Annotated in this window: 11 protein-coding genes; 3 read left to right on the top strand and 8 right to left on the bottom strand. The window is 45.2% G+C overall.

What is annotated here, in order from left to right:
• Positions 1-269: 269 nt before the first annotated feature.
• The 4 genes from ACJ751_RS19925 to ACJ751_RS19910 all read right to left on the bottom strand — a co-directional run bounded on the left by ACJ751_RS19925 (position 270) and on the right by ACJ751_RS19910 (position 8,819).
• Positions 270-2,540: a GH92 family glycosyl hydrolase gene (locus ACJ751_RS19925; protein WP_407747277.1), complete on the bottom strand. Its 2,271-nt coding sequence runs from the start codon at positions 2,538-2,540 to the stop codon at positions 270-272.
• 469 nt (positions 2,541-3,009) lie between these two features.
• Positions 3,010-4,659, bottom strand: a complete 1,650-nt coding sequence (locus ACJ751_RS19920; RefSeq protein WP_407747276.1) for a RagB/SusD family nutrient uptake outer membrane protein — start codon at positions 4,657-4,659, stop codon at positions 3,010-3,012.
• A gap of 23 nt (positions 4,660-4,682) precedes the next feature.
• Positions 4,683-7,706: a SusC/RagA family TonB-linked outer membrane protein gene (locus ACJ751_RS19915; RefSeq protein ID WP_407747275.1), complete on the bottom strand. Its 3,024-nt coding sequence runs from the start codon at positions 7,704-7,706 to the stop codon at positions 4,683-4,685.
• A gap of 225 nt (positions 7,707-7,931) precedes the next feature.
• On the bottom strand, positions 7,932-8,819 hold the full coding sequence (locus ACJ751_RS19910) for an inositol oxygenase family protein (RefSeq protein WP_407747274.1): 888 nt from the start codon (positions 8,817-8,819) through the stop codon (positions 7,932-7,934).
• A gap of 178 nt (positions 8,820-8,997) precedes the next feature.
• Here ACJ751_RS19910 and ACJ751_RS19905 point away from each other — a divergent pair, with 178 nt between their 5' ends.
• The 3 genes from ACJ751_RS19905 to ACJ751_RS19895 all read left to right on the top strand — a co-directional run bounded on the left by ACJ751_RS19905 (position 8,998) and on the right by ACJ751_RS19895 (position 11,992).
• Positions 8,998-10,005 (top strand): LacI family DNA-binding transcriptional regulator, encoded by a 1,008-nt coding sequence (locus tag ACJ751_RS19905; RefSeq protein WP_407747273.1) that lies wholly within the window; start codon positions 8,998-9,000, stop codon positions 10,003-10,005.
• A gap of 130 nt (positions 10,006-10,135) precedes the next feature.
• Complete coding sequence (locus ACJ751_RS19900) at positions 10,136-11,797, top strand: sodium:solute symporter family protein (protein ID WP_407747272.1); 1,662 nt, start codon at positions 10,136-10,138, stop codon at positions 11,795-11,797.
• Between the two features lie 15 nt (positions 11,798-11,812).
• A complete protein-coding gene (locus tag ACJ751_RS19895; RefSeq protein WP_407747271.1) occupies positions 11,813-11,992 on the top strand; it encodes a hypothetical protein in 180 nt (59 codons plus the stop codon).
• A gap of 214 nt (positions 11,993-12,206) precedes the next feature.
• On the opposite strand, the gene ACJ751_RS19890 is transcribed toward ACJ751_RS19895, so the two are convergent.
• From ACJ751_RS19890 to ACJ751_RS19875, 4 genes are all read right to left on the bottom strand, one after another.
• A complete protein-coding gene (locus ACJ751_RS19890) occupies positions 12,207-13,616 on the bottom strand; it encodes a vanadium-dependent haloperoxidase (protein ID WP_407747270.1) in 1,410 nt (469 codons plus the stop codon).
• A gap of 1 nt (position 13,617) precedes the next feature.
• Complete coding sequence (locus ACJ751_RS19885; RefSeq protein WP_407747269.1) at positions 13,618-16,878, bottom strand: VCBS repeat-containing protein; 3,261 nt, start codon at positions 16,876-16,878, stop codon at positions 13,618-13,620.
• Positions 16,879-17,078: 200 nt separating this feature from the next.
• Complete coding sequence (locus tag ACJ751_RS19880; RefSeq protein ID WP_407747268.1) at positions 17,079-18,695, bottom strand: SusD/RagB family nutrient-binding outer membrane lipoprotein; 1,617 nt, start codon at positions 18,693-18,695, stop codon at positions 17,079-17,081.
• A gap of 11 nt (positions 18,696-18,706) precedes the next feature.
• Complete coding sequence (locus ACJ751_RS19875) at positions 18,707-21,784, bottom strand: SusC/RagA family TonB-linked outer membrane protein (RefSeq protein WP_407747267.1); 3,078 nt, start codon at positions 21,782-21,784, stop codon at positions 18,707-18,709.
• Positions 21,785-22,003: the final 219 nt, after the last annotated feature.

Below are 22,003 nucleotides of genomic sequence, written 5' to 3'. Positions count from 1 at the left end.
AGTATGGTATTGAGTTATGGTAGCGAAAATAGGGACATTTGGAGGAAATTGAGCTAAATTAATGTTAACATGGGGAGTTGACCAGTTGACCAGTTGACGAGTTGACGAGTTGACCAGTTGACGAGTTGACCAGTTGACGAGTTAACAAGTTGACATGTTAACGAGTTAGAAGAATGTTAAGTAGATTATGTAGGAAGTTGATTGAGTTGATGGAAAACACCGAAGCAACAACTTTAATCGCTGCGCTCCAGGGTATTCAAACTAACAAACTAAAACATAGAAGCTGGCCGGGCATTAAGACTACTGCCCCAATTTCCTGGTTTTGCCTGTAAATAAATATCCAGCACTCCGCCTTTCATGATGTTGGGATAGGTGATAAAATTCTTTTTATAGGGTGTGCCGTTCAATTTTACTTGTTGAATATAGCTATCGCCTGCTGTTTGTTTGTGACAGACGATCTGCAGTTTTTTATTTCCTGGTAATTGCAGGATTATTTTATCAAAGAGGGGTGAACAAACAATATGCTCACCCGAAACGGGATCAACGGGATAGAGTCCAATAGCGGCGAATATATACCAGGCGCTCATTTGACCGGCATCGTCGTTACCGCTTAATCCGCCGGGACCATCGCTGTATTCTTCATATAGAATTTGGCGTACTACCTGTTGCGTTTTCCAGGGTGCCGTTGTGAAGTTATACATAAACGGGATCTGGTGTCCGGGTTCATTGCCATGCCAGTATTCGTTTTTGGCAAACAAAGTGTCCAGTGCGTTTTCCAGTGCTTTGTCGCCACCCATCAGGCTGGCCAGCCCGGCCACATCCTGCGGAACATAAAAAGTATACTGGCGCGGCGTTCCTTCTGTAATATAGGGTTCGCGTTTGTCGGCATTAAAGGGTTCGTACCAATGCCCATCGGCGTATTTGCCGCGCACCAGCCCTGACCTGCTATCAAACACATTGCGGTAATTAAGCGCCCGTTTATGCAGGGCCGTATAATCGGCTGTTTTATTCAGTCCTTTGGCTACCATTGAAAGGGCATAATCATCGTAGGCGTATTCCAGGGTACGACTCACCTGTTCCTTTTTATGAAAGGCTTCAGGCACGCTGTCCTCCATGGGAATATAACCGTATTGCAGATACGATGACAGGGCACGGCGGCCCTTTCCATTTGTATAATCTTCGTTATTGGGTATATCAAATGCGTTTTGCCGCATTAGTTTGTATGCTGCAGCCACATCATAATTTCGAATGCCTTTTGTGAAGCTCGATGCTATAAAGGCAGTTGCATGATCGCCGACCATCGCGGCAGTATAGCTGTTCCAGCAGGGGAAAATTGGCAACCATCGCCCCTGTTCGCCTTTTAAGATCAGGGAAGATACCAATTGATCTATCCTTTCCGGTTGTAAGATCTGTAACAAGGGTAACTGGGCGCGGTAGATGTCCCACATGGAAAAATCATCGTAGTACTGTCCATTGGCCAACTTGCGAATGGGCGATCCACCGGCAAAGGAAGGATACGTTCCGCTTACATCGCTGTACAGCCGCGGATGCTGAAAGGCATGATACAAGGCGGTATAAAAGATTCGTTTGTTTTTTTCATTATCGCCCTGCACCTGTATTTGTGACAAGGCTCGCTGCCAGGCTTGTTTTGCATTGGTTTGAACCGAGGTAAAATTCCAGGTGATGATTTCTGCCTGTAAATTCTTTCTGGCTTCGGCCACACTGCTGAAAGAGGTGCCAATGCGAATGCGGAGCTGTTCGCCTTTTTTTAGTTTGAACCCGGCAAATACCCCACTGTTCTTTTGATCGTGGATACTGTCGATCGCCATCATGTTTTCTTCCTGAAAGGCGCCGGTACGTACGGGTGCTTTTTCAAATTGTATAAAGAAATATCCACTAAACCCTGTTTTGTTACCCCAGCCCTGGTAAATACGGTGGGCCGGGTTATAACCCCACACTTCGCCTTTTGCCGCATCAATATGCACCACACTTTCGCCCCGGTCGCTGTTGGGTATAACCAGCAGGTATAAACTATCATCGTGTTGCAGGGTGAACTGCATCATGCCGCAACGGGCAGTGGCCGTCATTTCGGTGATGCAGTCATAGGTTGGTAATTCTACTTTATAATAATCGGGCGCGGAAATTTCTTTGTCATGCGAAAATGGTGTGGCAAAATCTTTTGTTTTTAATTGCCCGGTAATGGGCATTATGGTTACACTGCCATAGTCCTGCATACAGGAGCCGCTGATCCAGTGGGTGCCCCGAAAACCGTTTATGAGACTGTCTTTATAAAAATAAGGGGGAATGCATTTGGTTTCTGTAGCCCGGGTTTGTGGCGTCCATTGCGTCATGCCGAATGGCAAACCTACTGCAGGGATGGTATTGGCGTTTTTTTCTGAACCCGCTTCGCTGTGTTTTTGGGCAGCGGTTGTGGTTGAAGAGGCTGTTCCGGAGAGAGGTTGTACATATCGGGTTACATCCTGGCTATGAATAGTTACGGGCAAACAGGCCAGGAATAGTATGGTTAGTTTTAAGTTCAACGTTTAAAGTGCTAAAGTTATTAAGTTTGTTAGTTTTTTAGTTCGTTAGTTTTTTAGTTGGGAGCATACCGTTTAAAGTTTTGGCTTAGGTTTTCAAAGTGGCAGGTTCGTAAGTTATTAGGTTCTTGAGTTCTTAAAGAGGCTGTGAACATAAGAGCGAGCCACGAATGTAGACTCCGGGAACTGGCAACCGGCAACCCCGAACTTACGAACTTAATAACTCAAAAACTAAATAACCTGCATCTTGTAAACTGCTACAGTATTTTTCTTTGGCCCTCTGCCTTCTGCCCTCTGCCTTAAAAAGAAACTCCAGGCTAGAAAGCCCGGAGGTAATAATTACTGCTACATAATTATGAAAAAGAATTTGATCTTGATCTATTGGATTTTAAAAACGGTTTCTTTTAAAATAGCCGGACCCCTATAGACAGGGCCCGGCACTCTGTCATCGCCTTTCCTAAAACTATTTTTTTTAATAACCTGTGTTTTGTGTAAGCTTGGGATTAACTGCAAGCGCATTGGTTGGTATCGGGAAAACTCTGCGATACGCATCTGCGTTGGTTTTGAAACCCCATTTGCCTTCGTACTTTCCGAACCTGATCATATCATTCCGGTGCCAGGCTTCCCAGGCAAATTCGCGGCTGCGTTCATTATAAATGCTATCCAGCGTAATAGTTACCCAGGCTGGTGATGTAGTGCGGTTTGCCCGCAGATCATTAGCCAGCGACAAAGCGGTTTGTCCCAGCGTAGCGGTGCCGCCACGCAATATGGCTTCTGCCTTCATCAACACAATATCTGAATACCGGAAAATGGGAATGTCATTGTTCTGGTCCCTGGTAGCTGAAGTAGCATCAGGATAGAACTTGATGTTACGGTATCCCATGTTCCAAGCCACTTCGTCGTTACCGCAATCGAATGAAGTGGAGCTTTGGCGCAGCACGATATTCGGGGTCAGCTCCAACTGATATGTATAAGGAGTTGTGTCTCCTTTAAAAGCAATGGCATCATACCCGGCTTTAGTAGTGGTGATCGTAAGCGGCGTTACGCCATCGGGCAATGTTTGTTTGCCAACCAGCCACTGTTTGTTGCGAATATCGCCGGCATCGTTAAAGTTAGCATAGAACTCAGGCAGGGTGCTGGCGGGGCCACCCGGCGTATAGGGAATATTAAAGTAATTATAGCCTGCTCCTTTAGATACGCTCCCCATTGAACGCGGCACATCATACCGGGCATGGTAGTTGGCGCTGCGGAAAGGGAAGGTGTTAGAGAATGTTGGGTCGTATGGAATGGCGAAAATAAATTCTTCCTTACTGCCCGCCGCATCCGGACCATTTGATGGATAGAACGCCTTCAAATAATTGGCCATGGGCGCAATGCTGAATTTACTGGAACCGACAATTTTATCACAGGCTGCAATACAATCGTCATATCTCTTGGTACCGGTATAATATTCTGCATTCAGGTACATTTTGGCCAGCAGGGCATACGCGCCCCATTGCGTGAACCGGCCATACGTAGCCTTACTAACTGTAGTGCTCAGATTAGGAATGGCTGCCTTTATTTCACTCTCAATGAAATTGAATACATCCGCCCGGGGTGATTTATCGCGCGGGGTAAAATCACCATATAAAGTATCGATGGGCACATTACCCCAGTTGTCCATCATAAAATAATAAGCAAGGGCGCGCACCATTTTCAACTCGGCAAAACTCTGATCTCTTGCCGCTCCTGCCGGTTGCGTTCTGGTGAGGATGGAGATCTGCTGGTTCACGGTACCAATGATGGTACTAAGCCAGGTCCAGTTACCATTCACATAACCATTGTCTTTTGTCCAGGTGTGGTAGTGCATTTCCAAATTCTGGCCACCATCGTACCAGTTACCGCCCCGGGCAGGCATAATGCCTTCATCGGTACTGTAGGTTTGCTGAAAGAAATATTCTGCAGCCACATTACCTCTTAGTGCTACATACACAGGGCCTGTAGCAGTGATGAAAGAAGATGAATCCTGCGGAAATATATCGGGCGTTAATTCTGAGGTTGCCTTTACGGTTATTTTATGACATGAGATCATTGCGCCAGCAGCCATCAGAGAAGCAGCTATATATATCAATCTATTTTTCATAATTCGCAATTTTGCTGGTTAAATTAGAAGTTTACGGATGCTCCAAATAAGAACGTACGCGTTTTTGGATAGAAGTTATTGTAATCTATACCGGGGGCCATACCGCCCTGGTTCACTTCAGGATCTATACCTTTGAATTTTGTAATTACGAAAAGATTGTTTGCTGTTGCATATAATCTGAGTGATTTGATATAGTTACTTATGTGCTTGAAGTTATACCCCAGCGTAGCATTATCGAAGCGCACATAGCTGCCACTTTCAATAAAGCGGGAAGAATACTTATAAGCATTATAGTCGGCAGTTGATTCATTGGCCGCATCAACCAGGATATTCGTGTATTGCGCAGTGTTTGGGCGGAACAGATCGGCACGGGTGGCATTGAAGATCTTGTTACCGAATACACCACGGATCGCAACCCTTAAATCCCAATCTTCATATCTGAATGTATTCGTCCAACCCAGCAACAGTTTAGGCTGCGCATTTCCGAGGTAATGGTAATCGGTTCCGCGCAAAGGGCTGGTAGTGGGTGTTTTCCCATCCCCTGATAAAAATTGCGATACGCCATTAGCGTCCTTGCCCATAAACTGCAGGGAATAAAATTGTCCCAGCGGATGTCCTTCTTTTAATAATTCCAGTGAGTTGCCCGACTGACCGGCGCCTTCAGGGAAACCTACTGCTGTAGAGTCGCCGCCAGCGAATAACGGATTCTTCAACTGGGTGATCTTGTTATCATTGTGGGCCAGGTTCAGGTTACTTGTCCACGTGAATTTACTGTTCGATACAATGTTTGCAGTAAGCGCCAGTTCGATCCCTTTATTTTCCATGCTTCCGCCATTGGCAGTGATAACGCCATTAGGCACGAGCAGCGGATCAACTTTATAAGGGAAGATCATGTCGGTCGTCTTTTTCTTATACACATCAATTGAACCACCCAGTTTACCTTTCAGCAGCGTGAAATCAACTCCTAAATTGGTAGTAGCCACTTCTTCCCATTGCAGATCGGGGTTATAGGCGTTCAACGGGCCATAGGCTGCGGCCTGGCCTCCATTGTAATACCAGGTGCCCTGGCTACCCATCAGGAACTGTGCGGTATAAGCGTTAAAACCGAAGGCATTACCGGTAACGCCATAGCTTGCCCGCAATTTCAGATCGCTAACCAGGTTCTGCGATTTCATGAAATCTTCCTCGCTGATGCGCCAGGCAACAGCCACGGCAGGGAAATAACCCCACTGCTTGTTTACGCCAAACACTGAGCTACCATCTCTTCTAACCGATGCCTGTAAAATATACCGGTCGTTGAGCGTATATTTTAACCGGGCAAAATCCGAGACCAGGCGTGTTTTTTGATAAATACCATCTGCTCCCAAACCAATGCGGGTTGTAAAAGCATACGGATTGCTTAAGGCCAGGTTTTGGTAACCGATATTGTCTACAGGGAAATTATACGTTGTTACCTGGAAACCATCGCCTGACTCGTTTTCCTGCCAGGAGTAACCTAAAACGGCATTCACATTAGAACTTCCAAAGGTCTTATCCCAGGTAAAGTATGTTTCCAGGATCTTGCTGGTATTTTTGTAAGCCTGCCGGTTAGCCTGTCCGTTTGTACCAAATGCCTGTAGTCCATGACCATAGGTAGTGGGATCAGGATTATCGTACATACCATTATAGTTCTTGGTGAAATATTTGTCGAGGTAAGAACCGTATACGTTTGAGTTGTTGAGATAATCCACGTTCAGGTCGTACGTAAGGCCGAAGGGCAGTTTTGCCTGCGCGGTCATTTGAGCCATCAGGTTATTGTACTTGTTGCTCTGCTGGCTATGGTTCATCATGGCCACCGGATTGTAATAACCTGAGTTTTTAAAGTTTTCGAAGTATGAGCCATCAGCATTCTTTACCGGCGATACTGGCAAATAGGTAGCTGATTGCAACAGCACGGTATTGCGGTAAGGAATATCATCGGCCGTGTTACTTGAATTGGTAACATTCAGCCCTAATTTCAATTTATCGTTAATCAGATACTGCTCAATAGACAGGCGTGCAATAATGCGTTGCAGGTTACTGTTCATTAAGATACCCGGCTTGTTGAAATAGTTCAGGCTGGCGCTGTAAGACCCATGATCGCCACCACCACCGAGGTAAATATTGTGGCTTTGTGACACCGCTGAACTGCGTTGGGTTTCTTTTTGCCAGTCGGTATTGGCGCCTTTGTCATCCGCAGGCGTAAATGCCACGTTGTTCTTTGACAGGAAATCCCTGAGTTGACCGGCATCCATCACATCGAGCCTGCGGGATACTTTTTCAAGGGCAACAAAGCCGTCGTATGATACCTGGGCCTGTCCCTTTTTACCTCTTCTGGTTGTAACAATGATAACGCCATTAGAAGCGCGGTTACCATAAATAGCGGTAGCCGCCGCATCTTTCAGCACATCAATGGAGGCGATGTCGGCCGGGGCAATCAGCGAAATATCAACGCCAGGCACACCATCGATCACATAGAAAGGTCCGCCAGGACTATTAATAGTAGAAGCGCCACGCAACACTACGGCAGCTGGCCGGTTAGGGTCGCCGCTGGCAGTAATATTCAACCCGGGCACCTTGCCTTGCAGTAACTGTCCTACATCGGCAATGGAGCCTTTATTCATTTCTTCCGGTTTAATAGTGGTAATAGCGCTGGTCAATGACTTGCGTGATGATTTACCATAACCAACTACCACGATATCGGTCAACATCGATGCAGCACTGTGCATGGTTACATTAACAGGTTCTGTACCTGACAGGGTAACTTCCTGTTCGTCGAGAGATACACCACTAAATACCAGTACATCCCCTTTTTGTGCGGGGATGGCGAAGGAGCCATTCGATTTTGTACTGGTTACCATATTCTTTCCCCTCACAGATACCGAGATACCTGCCATAGGATGGCCCGAGGAATCTCTTACAGTTCCGGAAATTTGGGATTGCGCCAGCATATACAGTGGCGATAACAAAAGCAGCAGCAACAGGTGAATGCCCGCACCTTTCGGGAGCGACTGACAAAGCAATCTCATAACAAAAGTTTTAGGTTAAGTGAATAATCTTCCATTCAGTTTCATAAACTGTCATTTAAATGTACTTGGTACATTTATCTACATAGTGATAAAAAAACACAACTTACCTGAATATTGTGTTTACATATTGATACATGCGCGCTGATCAGTAAGCTGCACGAAGGGCCAGCTTATTTGATCATTGCTGATAAAACAAGGAATGGATAAAGGTTCCGTGAAGTAATGTTAAAACCTGATGGTAGATGGTAGGTATTTAGCTATCAAATCTTCATAATAAGGCCGTAGTTGCTTCCAGTCTGGTGGTGTAGGATTTTTTGAATACAAATCATATGGATTGAACAACTTAACCCATTTCAGCATTTCGCGGTCATGGTCATCTAACAGGTGATCATAAGCGCCTTCCCGGTGCCAGGCATAAAATGAGTGATAGCGTAACATATACAGGCCAGGCTCGGGTAAATAATCCTTTAACATCTGGTATACATACTCATCATGCCCCCATGACATGTTCACACTGCGTAAACCGCAATTTTGCGTATATACACCCAGTTTAGTGCTAAAAACGGGATCAGTATAATCGGTATTGTTCTTGAAAAATTCAGGATAAACAACTTTATCGGAGTAAGCGCAACCAACGGGGAACGTATCGCCCACTACAGCCCATTGCGGTTCGCCAAACAGGCAAAGCACCTTGCCCATATCGTGCATTAAACCGGTAAGCACCATCCAATCAGGATGACCGTCAGCGCGAATGGCTTCCGATGCCTGTAACAGGTGTTGGAACTGATCCAGATCCGTATCAGGGTCAGAATCATCAACCAGCTGGTTCAGGAAATTAAACGCATCCCAAACACTCATTTCCTTACGGTTGAACTGTAAGAATTCCTTCCTTTTTTCCTGTACAAATGAATACGTTTGATGTGTATGGTTTAACCGGTAAAATTCCTTAACGGTATCCCGGGCGGGATCGTCGTAATTACGGTATTCTTCTTTTGATTTGTCTTTAACTATCGTATCAGGGTCCGGATAACGTTGCAGTACATCATCTTCCCATTCGTCCAAACTACCTAGCGGATTGATTTCTTTTTCGGAGAATTTTCCAGAAGTCGCCATAGCAATCGTTTTAGAAATATTTTATGACTTGTGTTAGTTTCCGGAACTAAGTTCAACTTTTTTGCTAAAGATTGTTAGCGTTCATTTAACTTTATTTACGAAAACGGTTGCGAGCCATTGCAGCATTTTGCATGGTAAAACAGTCTGTAAAACAAACAATTAAGGCGATAATTCTTCAATGAGCAAAGTAAACATAAAGGTTTTAGCAGACCAGTTGCAGCTATCGGTTTCCACTATTTCAAAGGCCTTGCGCGATAGTTATGAGATCAGTGATGAAACAAAAAAGAAAGTACTGGAGCTGGCTACGCGGTTAAATTACGTACCCAATCCTTACGCCAGCAGCTTGCGCCGGAAGAAAAGCAAAACCATTGCGGTAGTGCTGCCTGAAGTGGCCGATAATTTTTTCTCCCTTGCCATTAATGGGATTCAATCGGTAGCTGAAACCAAAGGCTATCACGTACTTATATATTTATCGCACGAAAAATTCGCGAATGAGAAAACCATTCTCGAAGATTGCGCGAGCGGCCGTGTGGATGGGGTATTGATCTCAATTTCCAGCGAAACAAATTCGGCCGACCATATAAATAGATTGCAGGGCAATAATATCCCCGTTGTTTTTTTCGATCGTGAACAGGAAGGCATTGAAACGGCCCGGGTAACTACCAACGATTTTGACTGTGGTTTCATGGCTGCCAATCTTTTACTGCAGAAAGGTTGCCATAAACCTGCTTTCGTTTCCATTTCAGAAAGCCTGCCGCTTCTTCTGAACAGAATGGAAGGTTTTAAAGCTGCCCTGAATAAGGCCGGCATTCCCGAAACTGACCAGCAGATCGTTTACTGCACTGATAATGATAGCATGTACAAACAAATAAAATCAATACTGCAAAGTGAACATCGCCCCGATGGACTGATCGCTTCTGTGGAGAAGATCGTTACCCCGGTTTATCTCGCCTGTCATGAGTTGAACATCCGCATTCCCCATGATATTAAAGTGATTGCATTTGCCACATTGGATACAGCACCTATTTTGAATCCCCCCCTCACTACTATTACTCAACCCGCTTTTGAGATCGGCAAAGCCGCTGCCACGCTGCTTTTCAAGGGAATAGAAAAGAGTAGCTTTGATCTTCGTAAGGAAAAGGTTGTTATTCCCAGTGTACTGATTGAACGGGAGTCCACTTTATAGGCAAAGGGCAAAAAGCCCTCGCAATCGTATTCGTAAATATTTTCGCTAAACCATGATTGGGATCATAATAATGAAATGAAAGAAATATATTGTGCAAAGAAACTAACTATCACACAGTTAACGATTGCGCATGAGCCTACATTTTGCCGACTACCTGATTATATTGGTCTATTTCATCTTTGTTATAGGTGTTGGATTCCTTATTAAAAAGAAAATAAAATCAAGTAACGACTTCCTTACCAGCAACCGTAGCATCCCCCTTTGGATCACCAGTCTTGCTTTTATCTCCGCCAACCTGGGTGCACAGGAAGTGATCGGTATGGTTGCTTCCGGCGCCAAATACGGCATTATGACCGTACACTTCTATTGGGTGGGTGCCATTTTCGCCATGGTTTTCCTGGGTGTTTTTATGATGCCCTTTTATTATGGAAGCCGCGCCCGTAGCGTGCCTGAATATCTTTCCCTTCGCTTCGATGAAAAAACAAGAGGATTGAACGCCATCTCTTTTGCGGTTATGACGGTTTTTTCGTCGGGGATCTCTTTATACGCACTGGCCAAATTAATGGAATCCATCCTGCATTGGGATTTCGATATTTCCATTTGGGTATCGGCCGGCATTGTAATGATCTATACTTTCCTTGGCGGACTCACCAGCGCTGTTTATAATGAAGTGTTACAGTTCTTCTTAATAGTGCTGGGTTTATCCCCACTGGTTATAATCGCGTTACAGGATGCAGGTGGCTGGGATAACATAAAACACCTGTTACAACCTGAAATGACCCATGCCTGGAAATACATGGGTAACGCCAATGATAACCCAATGGGTTTGCATTTTATGTCGCTGATCTTTGGATTGGGTTTTGTAATGTCATTTGGTTACTGGTGTACCGACTTCCTCGTAGTACAACGGGCCATGATTGCAAGGAATATGGGTGATGCACAACGCACGCCTATTATTGCCGCCATCCCCAAAATGATGATGCCTTTAATTGTAGTGTTACCTGGTGTTATTGCCATTACGTTAATGCAACCCGCCCTGGAGTCAAAAGGGTATCGCATTCCCACGGCTGCCAATGGGGAGCTGGATTATACCATGACCCTGCCTTCGTTGATTGCGCACTACTACCCCACCGGTATTTTGGGTGTGGGTATCACCGCCCTGATCGCTTCATTTATGAGCGGCATGGCTGGTAATGTAACTGCTTTTAACTCGGTATTCACTTTCGATATTTATCAATCGTATTTTGTAAAGAATAAAAGCGACCGGCATTACCTGCTGGTAGGAAAATGTGTTACAGTGGTTGGCATTCTTATTTCCATTGTCACTGCTTATATTGCCAAGAGCTTTAATAACATCAACGATTTTCTGCAACTGGTATTCGGGTTTGTGAATGGTCCGTTGTTTGCCACTTTCTTATTAGGCATGTTCTGGAAACGGACTACCGGGCATGGCGCTTTCTCGGGATTGGTTGCCGGTACTATTGCCGCCGCTATTACACATGGTGTTACGGTTGCCGAAGGAAAAGGCGGTTGGATAGCGCCGTTGTATCCCATCAAAAGCGGCATGGGACAGGCATTTATTGTTGCCGGCGTTTCCTGGACCTTCAATTTCTTTACAACCATCCTGGTAAGCCTGGTTACCAAACCCAAACCCGATGAACAATTAAAAGGGTTGGTGTATTCTTTAACAGAAAAGCCCAAATACCACCAGCAAAAATGGTATTTGCGGGTGGTGCCATTGGGTATATTACTGCTGGTCATCACACTACTGCTGAACTTTATTTTCTTCTAACAAAACATTGTTGCCATGTTAAAAAAATTAAACGATCTGCAATTTGTCATAGGCCTGTTCTTTTCCGTTGTATCGGTGATCCTGTTGTTGAATGTGCTGTTGGATGATCATAGCAGCAATTTAAATATTTATACAGGCTCTTGTTTCCTTGTATTTGGTTTGGCTATGATGTTGATCAGGGGAAAAGGAAACTAATAAGTATACTCCGGTGGTTCATAGAATTGTCAAAGAACTTGTTCAGTACTGATAACACAAAGGTAAATCAGAACCAATCTCATTTGTTAAATATGGGACGCTGTTCCCGGAATGATGTGACGGTTCGAGGAAAACGGTGGGACGTTTGGTAATTCGGGGCCGGGGAAGCAAAGAGGTGCCATTGAGTTACCATTGTGGTATCAATGAAGTACCATCAAGGTTTCAATGGTTGAACGCCCGCCGATTTTAGTTTGCCCACGATAAACGCAGCCAGTTGTTTGCCCTGTTGTTGCCCATTCTCAATGGCATCACGGTAATGGATGCCGCCGTACATGCGGGAGATAGCGGCTTCGGCGGCAGCTTGTCTGAAGGAGTTGAATGAACGCGCGGGAATTTCAAACAATGCTTCTGAGTTGTCAGTAAACATCAACTGATCGCCGAGCAGGTACGTGAGTACTTCTGCAGCAGCGGTTGACACCACACTATGCCCGCTGGTGTATTCAGGGAATGGTGGCGTTTGCAGCAAGGGCTGCCATTTTATATTGATGTAACGGTTGATATAGGTTTCCGGACGAATGCGGTTCGAACGGTATTTTTCATCCCAGCAACTGATAAAGGCATCCATGATGGTGATGCCTGTAAGCATTTGCACGGTGATGGTTTCGGTGAAATTTAAATTCGCTTTTTGTGCGGCAATGGCGGCAATGTTCATCCAGTGCCCGCCCGGACTGATCTTTTTAAACCCGATTGACATATGTCCCGAGGTGGCCACTACAAAGGGATTGCAATCCCAGAAAGAAGCGATGTTCAGTTGTTCGGGCGTGGGTTTTACAGAAACGTCATATACTTCTTTTGCCAGGCGATAAAAATCGCTGGTGCTGTCTTTACTGAAGGGAACAGGCGGCAAGGGCACAAACTGGTTACAGGAATCAATTATCAATGGCCGAATGGATTTCCAGTTGGGTTCAACGGCTTCCATATAAGCAGGCGGCGTTGGATACCAATACGCATCGCCTTTTACCGGCGTATAGCGTAATTGGGCGCTTAGCTTTCCATACCGGTCAGCTTTGGCATACTCTACTATGCGGGCTGCCAGGTAACTGGCCACAGCAACCGAACTATCAATAACAGATCGGGAAACTTTTGCTTTTTGCTGTTCGGCAATGAACCGCTCTTCATCTTCCTGCAGTTGATAACCCGAAGGCAGCATCAGCCGGCCGGTTTCCATAATACAATAAATGGCTGCAATGCGATGATCGTACTGTTTTGGTTGCATGGTAATAGCAGGGCGCTTGTATTGCTTCAGGAAATTATTGAGCGGTATCACTGAGGGGTCATGTTGGGAAATGAGCTCATAAGCGCCCAGTATACAATAAGCATAATAGCGCGCAGCCGCCGGCGGGTTCACCACATCGTGCATCATTACTTTTGATAATGAAAATACTGCTGGCTGCAAATAGCGGGTAAGGGTGTTTTCTGCCTTCCACTCTTTTGTTTTAACGGCCATGGTTTGTGCGGGCGCCTGTTGAAACAGGAAGCAAACAAAAAAAGAAATTAAACCGACGCCTGTCTCCAGACGCCGGCCTGACAATATACCAAACAAACGAAAATTGCTTAAGGGCATGTTACTGTACTTTATAAAATTGCATGGCGCTGTTACACACCCCTGCTATTATAAATTTTGTATTATTTGCTTTTAATTCCACGGCGGCTTTTACATCGCCTTTTATATCGAGCCCCGATAGGGGTTGATTGATATAATTGAAATTCCCCTTGCCATCGCCGGTTAGCAGGCAGCCATAACTGGCATCGATGCAACCGAGCTTTAACCGGTTGTCGGAATGATTACCGAATAACAAGAGGTCTTTTTTACCATCGCCATTAAAATCATCGGCGATGATGCTGGTCACTACGGAGAACTGCGCCTGCATGGGCAATTCAATGGGTATCATTTTACCATTCTTATTTAAGAACACCTGGCTCCGGGTATCCGTTACCTGCAGGCGATTGGCTTTTGCCAGTTCTTCCTTTGTAAAAATATCGTTGATGGTAGCTGTTGAATACGCCGCATAAGAAGTGAATACTTTTCGCATGGGATAGATCTGTTCATTCAGTTCATCCCGGCTTACAAATGGATAACTTTCCCCCTGAATATAATAGGTAAAGAAGGGATCGATGGATCCATTGTTATCGAAATCGGCATAATAAAGCACACCGGGTTCTTTTTCCGATACGTGTAAACAGGAATTCAATCCCAGGTTACCGGCGATAATATCATCGTAGCCATCCTGGTCCAGATCGGCGACCTGCAGCGTAAACCAGAAACCATTCGCTGGTTTATCAAAATACGTACTGGTTTTATCTACAAACCCTGTTGGCGTATTCATAAACACGGTTATCGGCATAAACTCGCCACAAAGCACCAGGTCTTTCCGGCCGTCTTTATCCAGGTCCACCCATTGCGCATCGGTGACCATGCCAATATTCGAGAATGGAACTGTGGCGGCAGTAAACTGTCCCTTGCCGTTATTCACCAATAAATAAGAAGTAGGCGCCAATGGATAACGGCCCGGGATTATCCGGCCGCCCACAAACAGGTCCATATCGCCATCGCCATCAAAATCACAAGGCCGCACACACGATTTACTGTTTGCGTTTACATTGGGCAATCCGCCCATTGCGGTTTTGAACTGCCCGTGACCATCGTTTATATACAATTCATCCTGCAACGCCCCAGAGCCGGGTTCATACAACCCATATCCTCCTTTGGCAATATACAGGTCCTGATCGCCATCGCCATCCACATCAACAAATGCCGCTGCCGAAATGGTGGATGAATTCTCGTCCCCGATGCTGCAATCAGGCGCTTCGTAAAATGATCCTTTTGCATTTTGAATATAGATCCTGCCGGGTTTATTTTTATCACCGCTTACAAACAGGTCTTCCAGCCCGTCTTTATTTACATCGCCTTTTGCCATTACCGGACCACATTTTGAATACATGAACAACATCAGCAACTGGCGTTTAAAATCATTTTCGCTGGCGTCGGTATGAGTGTAAGTAAATAATTTATTAGCGGGTGTGAAAATGGTTTTACCGGCATACACGGGATCATCGTCTATAACAGGTTTGGGTGGGTCGTAATTGATGGTGAGTTGTTGGTTGGCTGTTACATTGGTTAACAGTTGCACCGTACGATCGGGCCAAATGATCTTTATGGAGTCAACAGTAGTGGTGCTGTCGAGCCCAAAATGCAAACGGGTAGTAACGCATGACAAATACCCGCGGGTGGGGTTCAATTCTTCATATTGCACGCCATGGCGATCGTACACATACACTTTGGCGCCAATAGCAAACCAGTTTGGCTTTTTATAATGTAAAATAAGGGAAAGGTAACCAGCCTTCGAGTTCTCCCGCGCGGTATTCCTGTATACGAACGCATTGTCATTAATGTTATTGACCACCAGATCAAGATCGCCATCGTTATCCAGGTCTGCATATACCGCTCCTGATGAAACGGACGGCTTATCCATCCCCCATTGTTTCTGCTGGTTCGAAAATGTGCAATTGTGGTTGTTCCTGAAAATATAATTTATAACAGATGTTGAGGGCATGGCGCGAATAAGGTCCATCAGTAAAACCGGTTCGCGGTCTACTGCTTTTTTCACCTTGTAATCGCCCCAGTATCGTAAAAAGTCTTTGTTGGTATAGTCGCGGAAATAGCCATTGGTAATGAACAGGTCTTTGTAACCGTCGTTGTCATAATCGGCCATCAAGGGGCACCAGCTCCAGTCGGTGTTAGATACGCCGGCCAGTTGACCGATTTCAGAAAAGGTTTGCTCGCCGGTTTTACCCTGCCCATTATTCAACTGCAGCATATTACGCATATACTGCGGGTTTAAACCCTGATTTACCATTAGGGCAAAGGATTCATAGTTTTCCTGCAACTGCAACAATTTCTGTCGCCGGTTGTCTTCGGGCAACATATCGAGCGTAATGATATCTGGCAGGGCATCATTGTTAAAATCGGCAATATCAACACCCATGGAAAATTGCGACAGGTAACGCAGGCATTTATCGGCCTTATTGGTAAAGGTACCGTTGCCATTGTTGATGTACATGTAATCGGGTTCGTTATAATCATTGGTCACATATACATCCGGCCAGCCATCTTTATTGATATCGGCTATAGCTATACCCAGGCCAAACGTCAATGGGTTTTGTCTGAGGCCTGCTTTTTTGGAAACATCTACAAAATGGTTGTTCTGATTTTCGTATAATTTGTCGCCGGCCAGTTCATCTACTTCATCGCGATACCGGGCAAACTCCATGTTATCGATCTTCTTTACGCTGTGATTTAACAGGAACAGATCGAGATCGCCATCATTGTCGTAATCAAAAAAAGCAGCCTGGGTGCTGTAGCTTTTATCATCGAGGCCATAAGCGGCCGCTTCTTCTTTAAAGGTACCGTTGCCCTGGTTGATGAATAACTGGTTCCTGCGCATATCATCGGATACCTTGCCGGAATAACAAATATAAATATCCAGCCAGCCATCTCCATTTACATCGGCCATGGTAACACCTGTTTTCCAGCCACCGGGCCTTCCTGATAAATCCTTTCCTGCTTCTTTGGTAATATCTTTGAATTGCAGGTTGCCCATATTCTGAAATAACTTGTTCTCCCCCATGTTCGATGTCAGGAAAATATCTTCCAGTCCATCGTTATTGATATCCCCCACGGCCACACCACCGCCATTATAAAAATATTCATAGGCCAGTACATTCAGGTTCTCTGTTTCGCTGATGTGGTTTTCGAATTTTATGTTGGTTTGTTTGGGGTTTAGGAGTTCGAAAAGAGGAGATTGCCCTATGGCTTTTGTTGTCACAAGGAATATCAATGTGGTATGGATAGCCAATCGTAACATAAGCATAAAGAGAATGAAGTAAGAAGTAGAAAGTAGGTCGTGAAACGTGAAAGGGCTCCTTTATCAACTCTATCAACTACCAACTTCCCACTTCTTACATTATCAACTATATCAACTTGCATTTAACTCGTCAACTCGTCAACTAGTTAACTGGTCAACTATTACTTATCCCACCAAACCCTCGAAATCCAATCATCCCCTCCATTCAAATCACTCACACCAACTTTGTAATTAGCCGGGTTGGCGGTTGATTCGGTTGTGGGGTACAATTGTCTCCTTGGAATTTGTCCTTTCGAAAAATTACCTACGTATACAACCGGGCTTAAGGCAGGATAGCCTGATCTTTTCCAGTTGTTCCAGGCTTCCACGAAATTCATGAGAATGCCGGTGGTTGCCCAGTACTGTTCATTGATCATCTTTAAGGAGGCGTTCAGGGAACTTACATCCAACGGATGAGCTATTGCATATGCATCGGCATCTCCAGGACTAATTGCAGCGCTGCTGCCAAAGGCAGCCAATGACTGCAAACCAGCAGAAACGCCATTTTGGTAATGCATTGAAGCAGTGGTGGCGCCAACATTCCAGCCTCGTGCTTTTGCTTCTGCCAACAGGAGCTCCGATTCGGCATACGTTAATACAAACTGCGGACTATTCAAATCAGTATAGATGATAGTACGTGGCCGGCTATACAGACCTATAGGTGTGAAATCGCCGCCCGAGCCTGAACCACCGGGATAACCGGGCGCTTTGCTGATATCAGTTGCCCCGCCATTGAGGTCCCAGCCATTGGGCAGGCCCATTTGTTTGGAAAATGTATTATCACCAGATTTTGTTGGGTCCTGACCTGCGTTCAGTCCGGCTGGTGGTATTTCTGCTATGACGCTTACGCGGGGATCATTGGTAGCTTTCAAATAATCTATCAGCAATTTGCTCCACCTTACCTGGTAGAAATCGGCCGGGGTAACCAGCGCCCGGGAGTTTTCACTTCGGTAGCCATTGGTATTGTCTCCTTTTATGTAAGCATCTTCCGAAACGGATGACAGTGTTCCGCCCGCAGCAGCTTTCTCGGCATACTTTTGCGCGGTTGCAATATCCGCTTTTGTCAGTCGCATGGCCATGCGCAGCATGAGCGAATAACCAAATTTTTTCCATTTGGCTATATCGCCTGCGTAGGGGAACAGGTCGGCGCCCAGTTTCCCTTTTGTCGCATCAAACTTCGACAAAGCGGCATCCAGGTCGGTCAACATGGAATTATATACATCCTGTTGTTTATCATATACAGGCGTTGTTACATTGGTAGAAGCCTGCAATGCCTGGGAATAAGGAATATCCCCATAGATGTCGGTAATATATTGCATGCACAATACCTTCATTACCGTAGCAGCGCTGACCACATTTACCTTGTCGGGATTGGCGCCGTAGTTCTTTATAATTTCCTGCGCCAGCCGGGCTCCTTTATAACCCAGGTCCCAACCGCGGCCTGAGTAATCATTGGTATTCCCAGATGCTACATATTTATCCATATTGCTGTAATAGTTGGCAGCGCCTGAGGAGGTAGAGGCAAAGATCTGGGCCCAACCGCTCTGGAACAGGATGGAACCATTATAGCCTGTTATCCCATTTATATAATTGTACTGACTGCCTGATAAAAAGTAATCGGAGTTAAAATTTGAAGGCGGGGCTTGGGTTGGGTCAGTATTTATTTGTTCAAAGTCTTTGGTACAACCCGTTGCCAACAGCACTACCCCCAAACTTATATATTGAAGTATTCGTTTCATCTTTACAATTTTTACTTTTTAAATTTCAAATTCAGGTTAACGCCATATGTGCGGGTAGAAGGCAAACTGGTACCTTCAATACCAATGTAATTAATGGTGGAACCAAAATTTGATTCCGGATCAATGTTATCGCTCCGCTTCATGATAGTCCACAGGTTGCGGCCCACCAGTGAAATGGTGGCCGATCTGAAGATCACCGATTTGCTAACTATTTCTGTTGGTATACTATACCCTATTGTAACCTGACGCAGTTTGATGAAGTCGCCGTTCAGTACGCTGCTTTTGGTTATTCGTTGCGCTACAGCGGTGTAATAACCCTGGGCATCGGCTTTTGTGGTATTGGTATTGCCGTTTTCGAGCACACCTTTAGTAATACCATCGCGTCCATCGAGCGTCAACTTGTTCAGGCCACGGTAAATGGAATAAAAATTGGTAGCGCTGAGTATTTTATTCCCATAGTTATAATCGATGAGGAATGAAAGCGAAATACCCTTATAAATAAATTCATTATTTATACCACCATATTCTTTTGGCAATACACTACCCTGGGCCAGCAACGTATCGCGCCGGATGGGATAGCCCGATGCATCTACGATCATCTCTCCTTTTGAATTGTATTTATAATCATACGCCAGGATCTGCGGACCTGAGAAGCCTTTCACATAAGCTGTTACAGCATTGCCCAACGTAGCCCGGTTCTGTCCCAGATTTACGTTGTTGCCGGCTGCATCTGTTTTAAGCACTTTGTTGGCAATGGTAGTGAAGTTGACGGTGGCCGTCCAGCTGAAGTCTTTGCTTTTGATCGGTGTAGCGCTGACCTGCAATTCCAATCCCCTGTTCTGGGTTTGGCCATTGGCAATGTAACCGCTGGTATAGCCGGTTGCAATGCTGTAGGTAGCCCCCATGATCTCGTTCTTTGTTTTCTTGGTATACCAGGCTACATCGATATTCAATCGGTTAGCTAAAAAACGCAGTTCGGTTCCCACTTCAAACTCAGCAACGGTAAAGGGTTTCAACAAACCACTTGGCAATGAGGTATTGAACTGGCCAATAGGCACGGTATTGAAATTATTACCCAGCGAATAATACACCTGGGTTTGGTAGGCTTTTGATAACTCATTACTTGTTACCGCATAAGAAGCCCTGAGTTTACCAAAGTCAAGGCTCTTGATATGGGTTAATTCAGAAAAGATCAAACTGGCAGATACCGATGGAACGAAGATGTTGTTGTTGTCTTTCGGCAAGGTAGAATAAGCATCATACCGGCCGGTTGTTCCAACCGTTAAAAAGTTTTTATAGGCCAGATCGAGTGTATAGTAAGCAGAGTGAACTTCTGTTTTATAGAAAGAATAATCGCGGTTAAAGTTTTGTACATTATTCCAGCTATATTGATATGGGATGATGAACGGACCACCGCCGATCTTTATTCTTTCTTCCTGGTTCTTACGCAGGTTGGCGCCAATGGCTGCATCAAAAGATAAGTCTTCTGTTATTTTGTGCGTAGCGCCGATCAATCCATCCACATTCAACTCAAAGCGTTCTGTTGAAGAAAGGTCCTGTAAACTACCAGCTCTGTTGGTAGTGTATGCAGTTCCCCAGGGTTCTACCCTGAACAGCCGGTCATGAGCTACATCATAGCCAACGCGTGCCTGGGCGTACAACCATTTTGAGAACTGGTATTTTGCCGCTGTTGATGTAATCAACCGTTTACGGCCCAGGTCATTGTGGTACTGGTTCACTACAAACCAGGGATTGGTAACATATTCATCGTCGCTGAATTGGGTTTCATAACCTGTGGCAGGGTCATAGCCCGGCTTCAGGATGTTCTCATCAATATTAGTTGCAAGGAAAAAGCCGTTGTTGGGGTTCATAGGACCATCGCTCAGCTGTGCCCTGTTCTGTGATTGCTCATCAATATAATTGGCCACCATTTTTATAGAGAGCTTATCAGTAATGTTCTGATCAATATTCAGGTTAGCGGTCTTTCTTGTGAGACCACTGCCCCTTACAATGGAAGAGTTGTTCAGGTTTGATAATGATAAGCGGAATGAACCGTTCTCGCCGCCTCTTGAAACCGCTACTGTGTTGGTTACAGAAGGACCGCTGCGGTAAAAATTTTTGACATTGTCTTTTTGTGCAGAATAGGGATACATTTTACCATCGAACTGAATCACCTGTGAGCCATCCAGTTTGGCGCCCCAGCTTAACCGGCCCGATGCCTGCGCAGCCGCCGCTGTAGCGGGTTTAAGCCCACCTACACCCTGTCCGTATTCATACTGAAAATCGGTATAGTCGATGGCTTTGTCTACCATCGCGTTCAGGTTATAGTCTACTGAAAAATCATTGCGCTTGCCAGATTTGGTAGTAATAATAATTACGCCGTTGGAAGCTCTTGAGCCATAGAGGGCAGAAGCAGCCTGGCCTTTCAGCACCGTCATGGTTTCAATATCATCGGGGTTGATGTTACCGATACCATCGCCGTTATCGGCCCCACCCCATTCGCTGGAAGCGCCCCTTTGTGTGTTGTCCATCGGCACGCCATTAATTACAAACAGCGGTGAGCCGGGATTATTCATACTTGGCAAACCCCGCAATAATAATTTTACTGTTCCACCAGGACCGCCATTGGTGCCTGATACTTTTAAGCCAGCCACGCGGCCGCTTAATGAATTAGCTACATTGGTTTCCCTTGCCTGAGTTAACTGGTCACCAGCAACGGTTGACACAGAATACCCTACTTTCCTGGATTCTTTCGAAATACCCAATGCTGTTACAATCACTTCACCCAGTTGTTCTCCTGATTCCTGGAGGGTGATAGCGACAGTGCTTTGACTGGCAGGTACATCAATAGTAGTTTCGCCATAGCCAACTGAACTGGCTACCAGTTGAATATTACCAGCTGGTACCTGCAAACTGAATACACCGTTTATATCGGTGATTGTCTGATTATTTTTTCCTTTTACTTTAACTGAAACGGAGGGAATACCAGTACCAGCCTTGTCTTTGACAGCACCGGATATTTGCCGGTTTTGCGCCAGTACCGCAGCATGCAGCAAAATGAATGCAATTAGCAAGTGAACGTGTCTCATTAGCAGTGTGTTTTATAATGATTAAATAGCTCCCAGGAAAAGGTTGAGAACAAAATGACATAGCGATACCCGGCCGTCATTTTTCAGACTGCAAAATCATTTTAAGAAACTCCCTGACGGTGTTAAAACCCTTTTCAGTTAAGGAACGGTGAAGTGTTGAGCGTTTTGGTTATTCCTTATTGATGAACACGGATGGCTATACTGATGGCTATACTTCTC

Origin of the sequence: Niastella sp., assembly GCF_045805085.1 — a bacterium.
GTDB lineage: Bacteria > Bacteroidota > Bacteroidia > Chitinophagales > Chitinophagaceae > Niastella.
The sequence above is the reverse complement of the archived record's forward strand: the minus strand, read 5'-3'. Positions and strand labels throughout refer to the sequence as shown.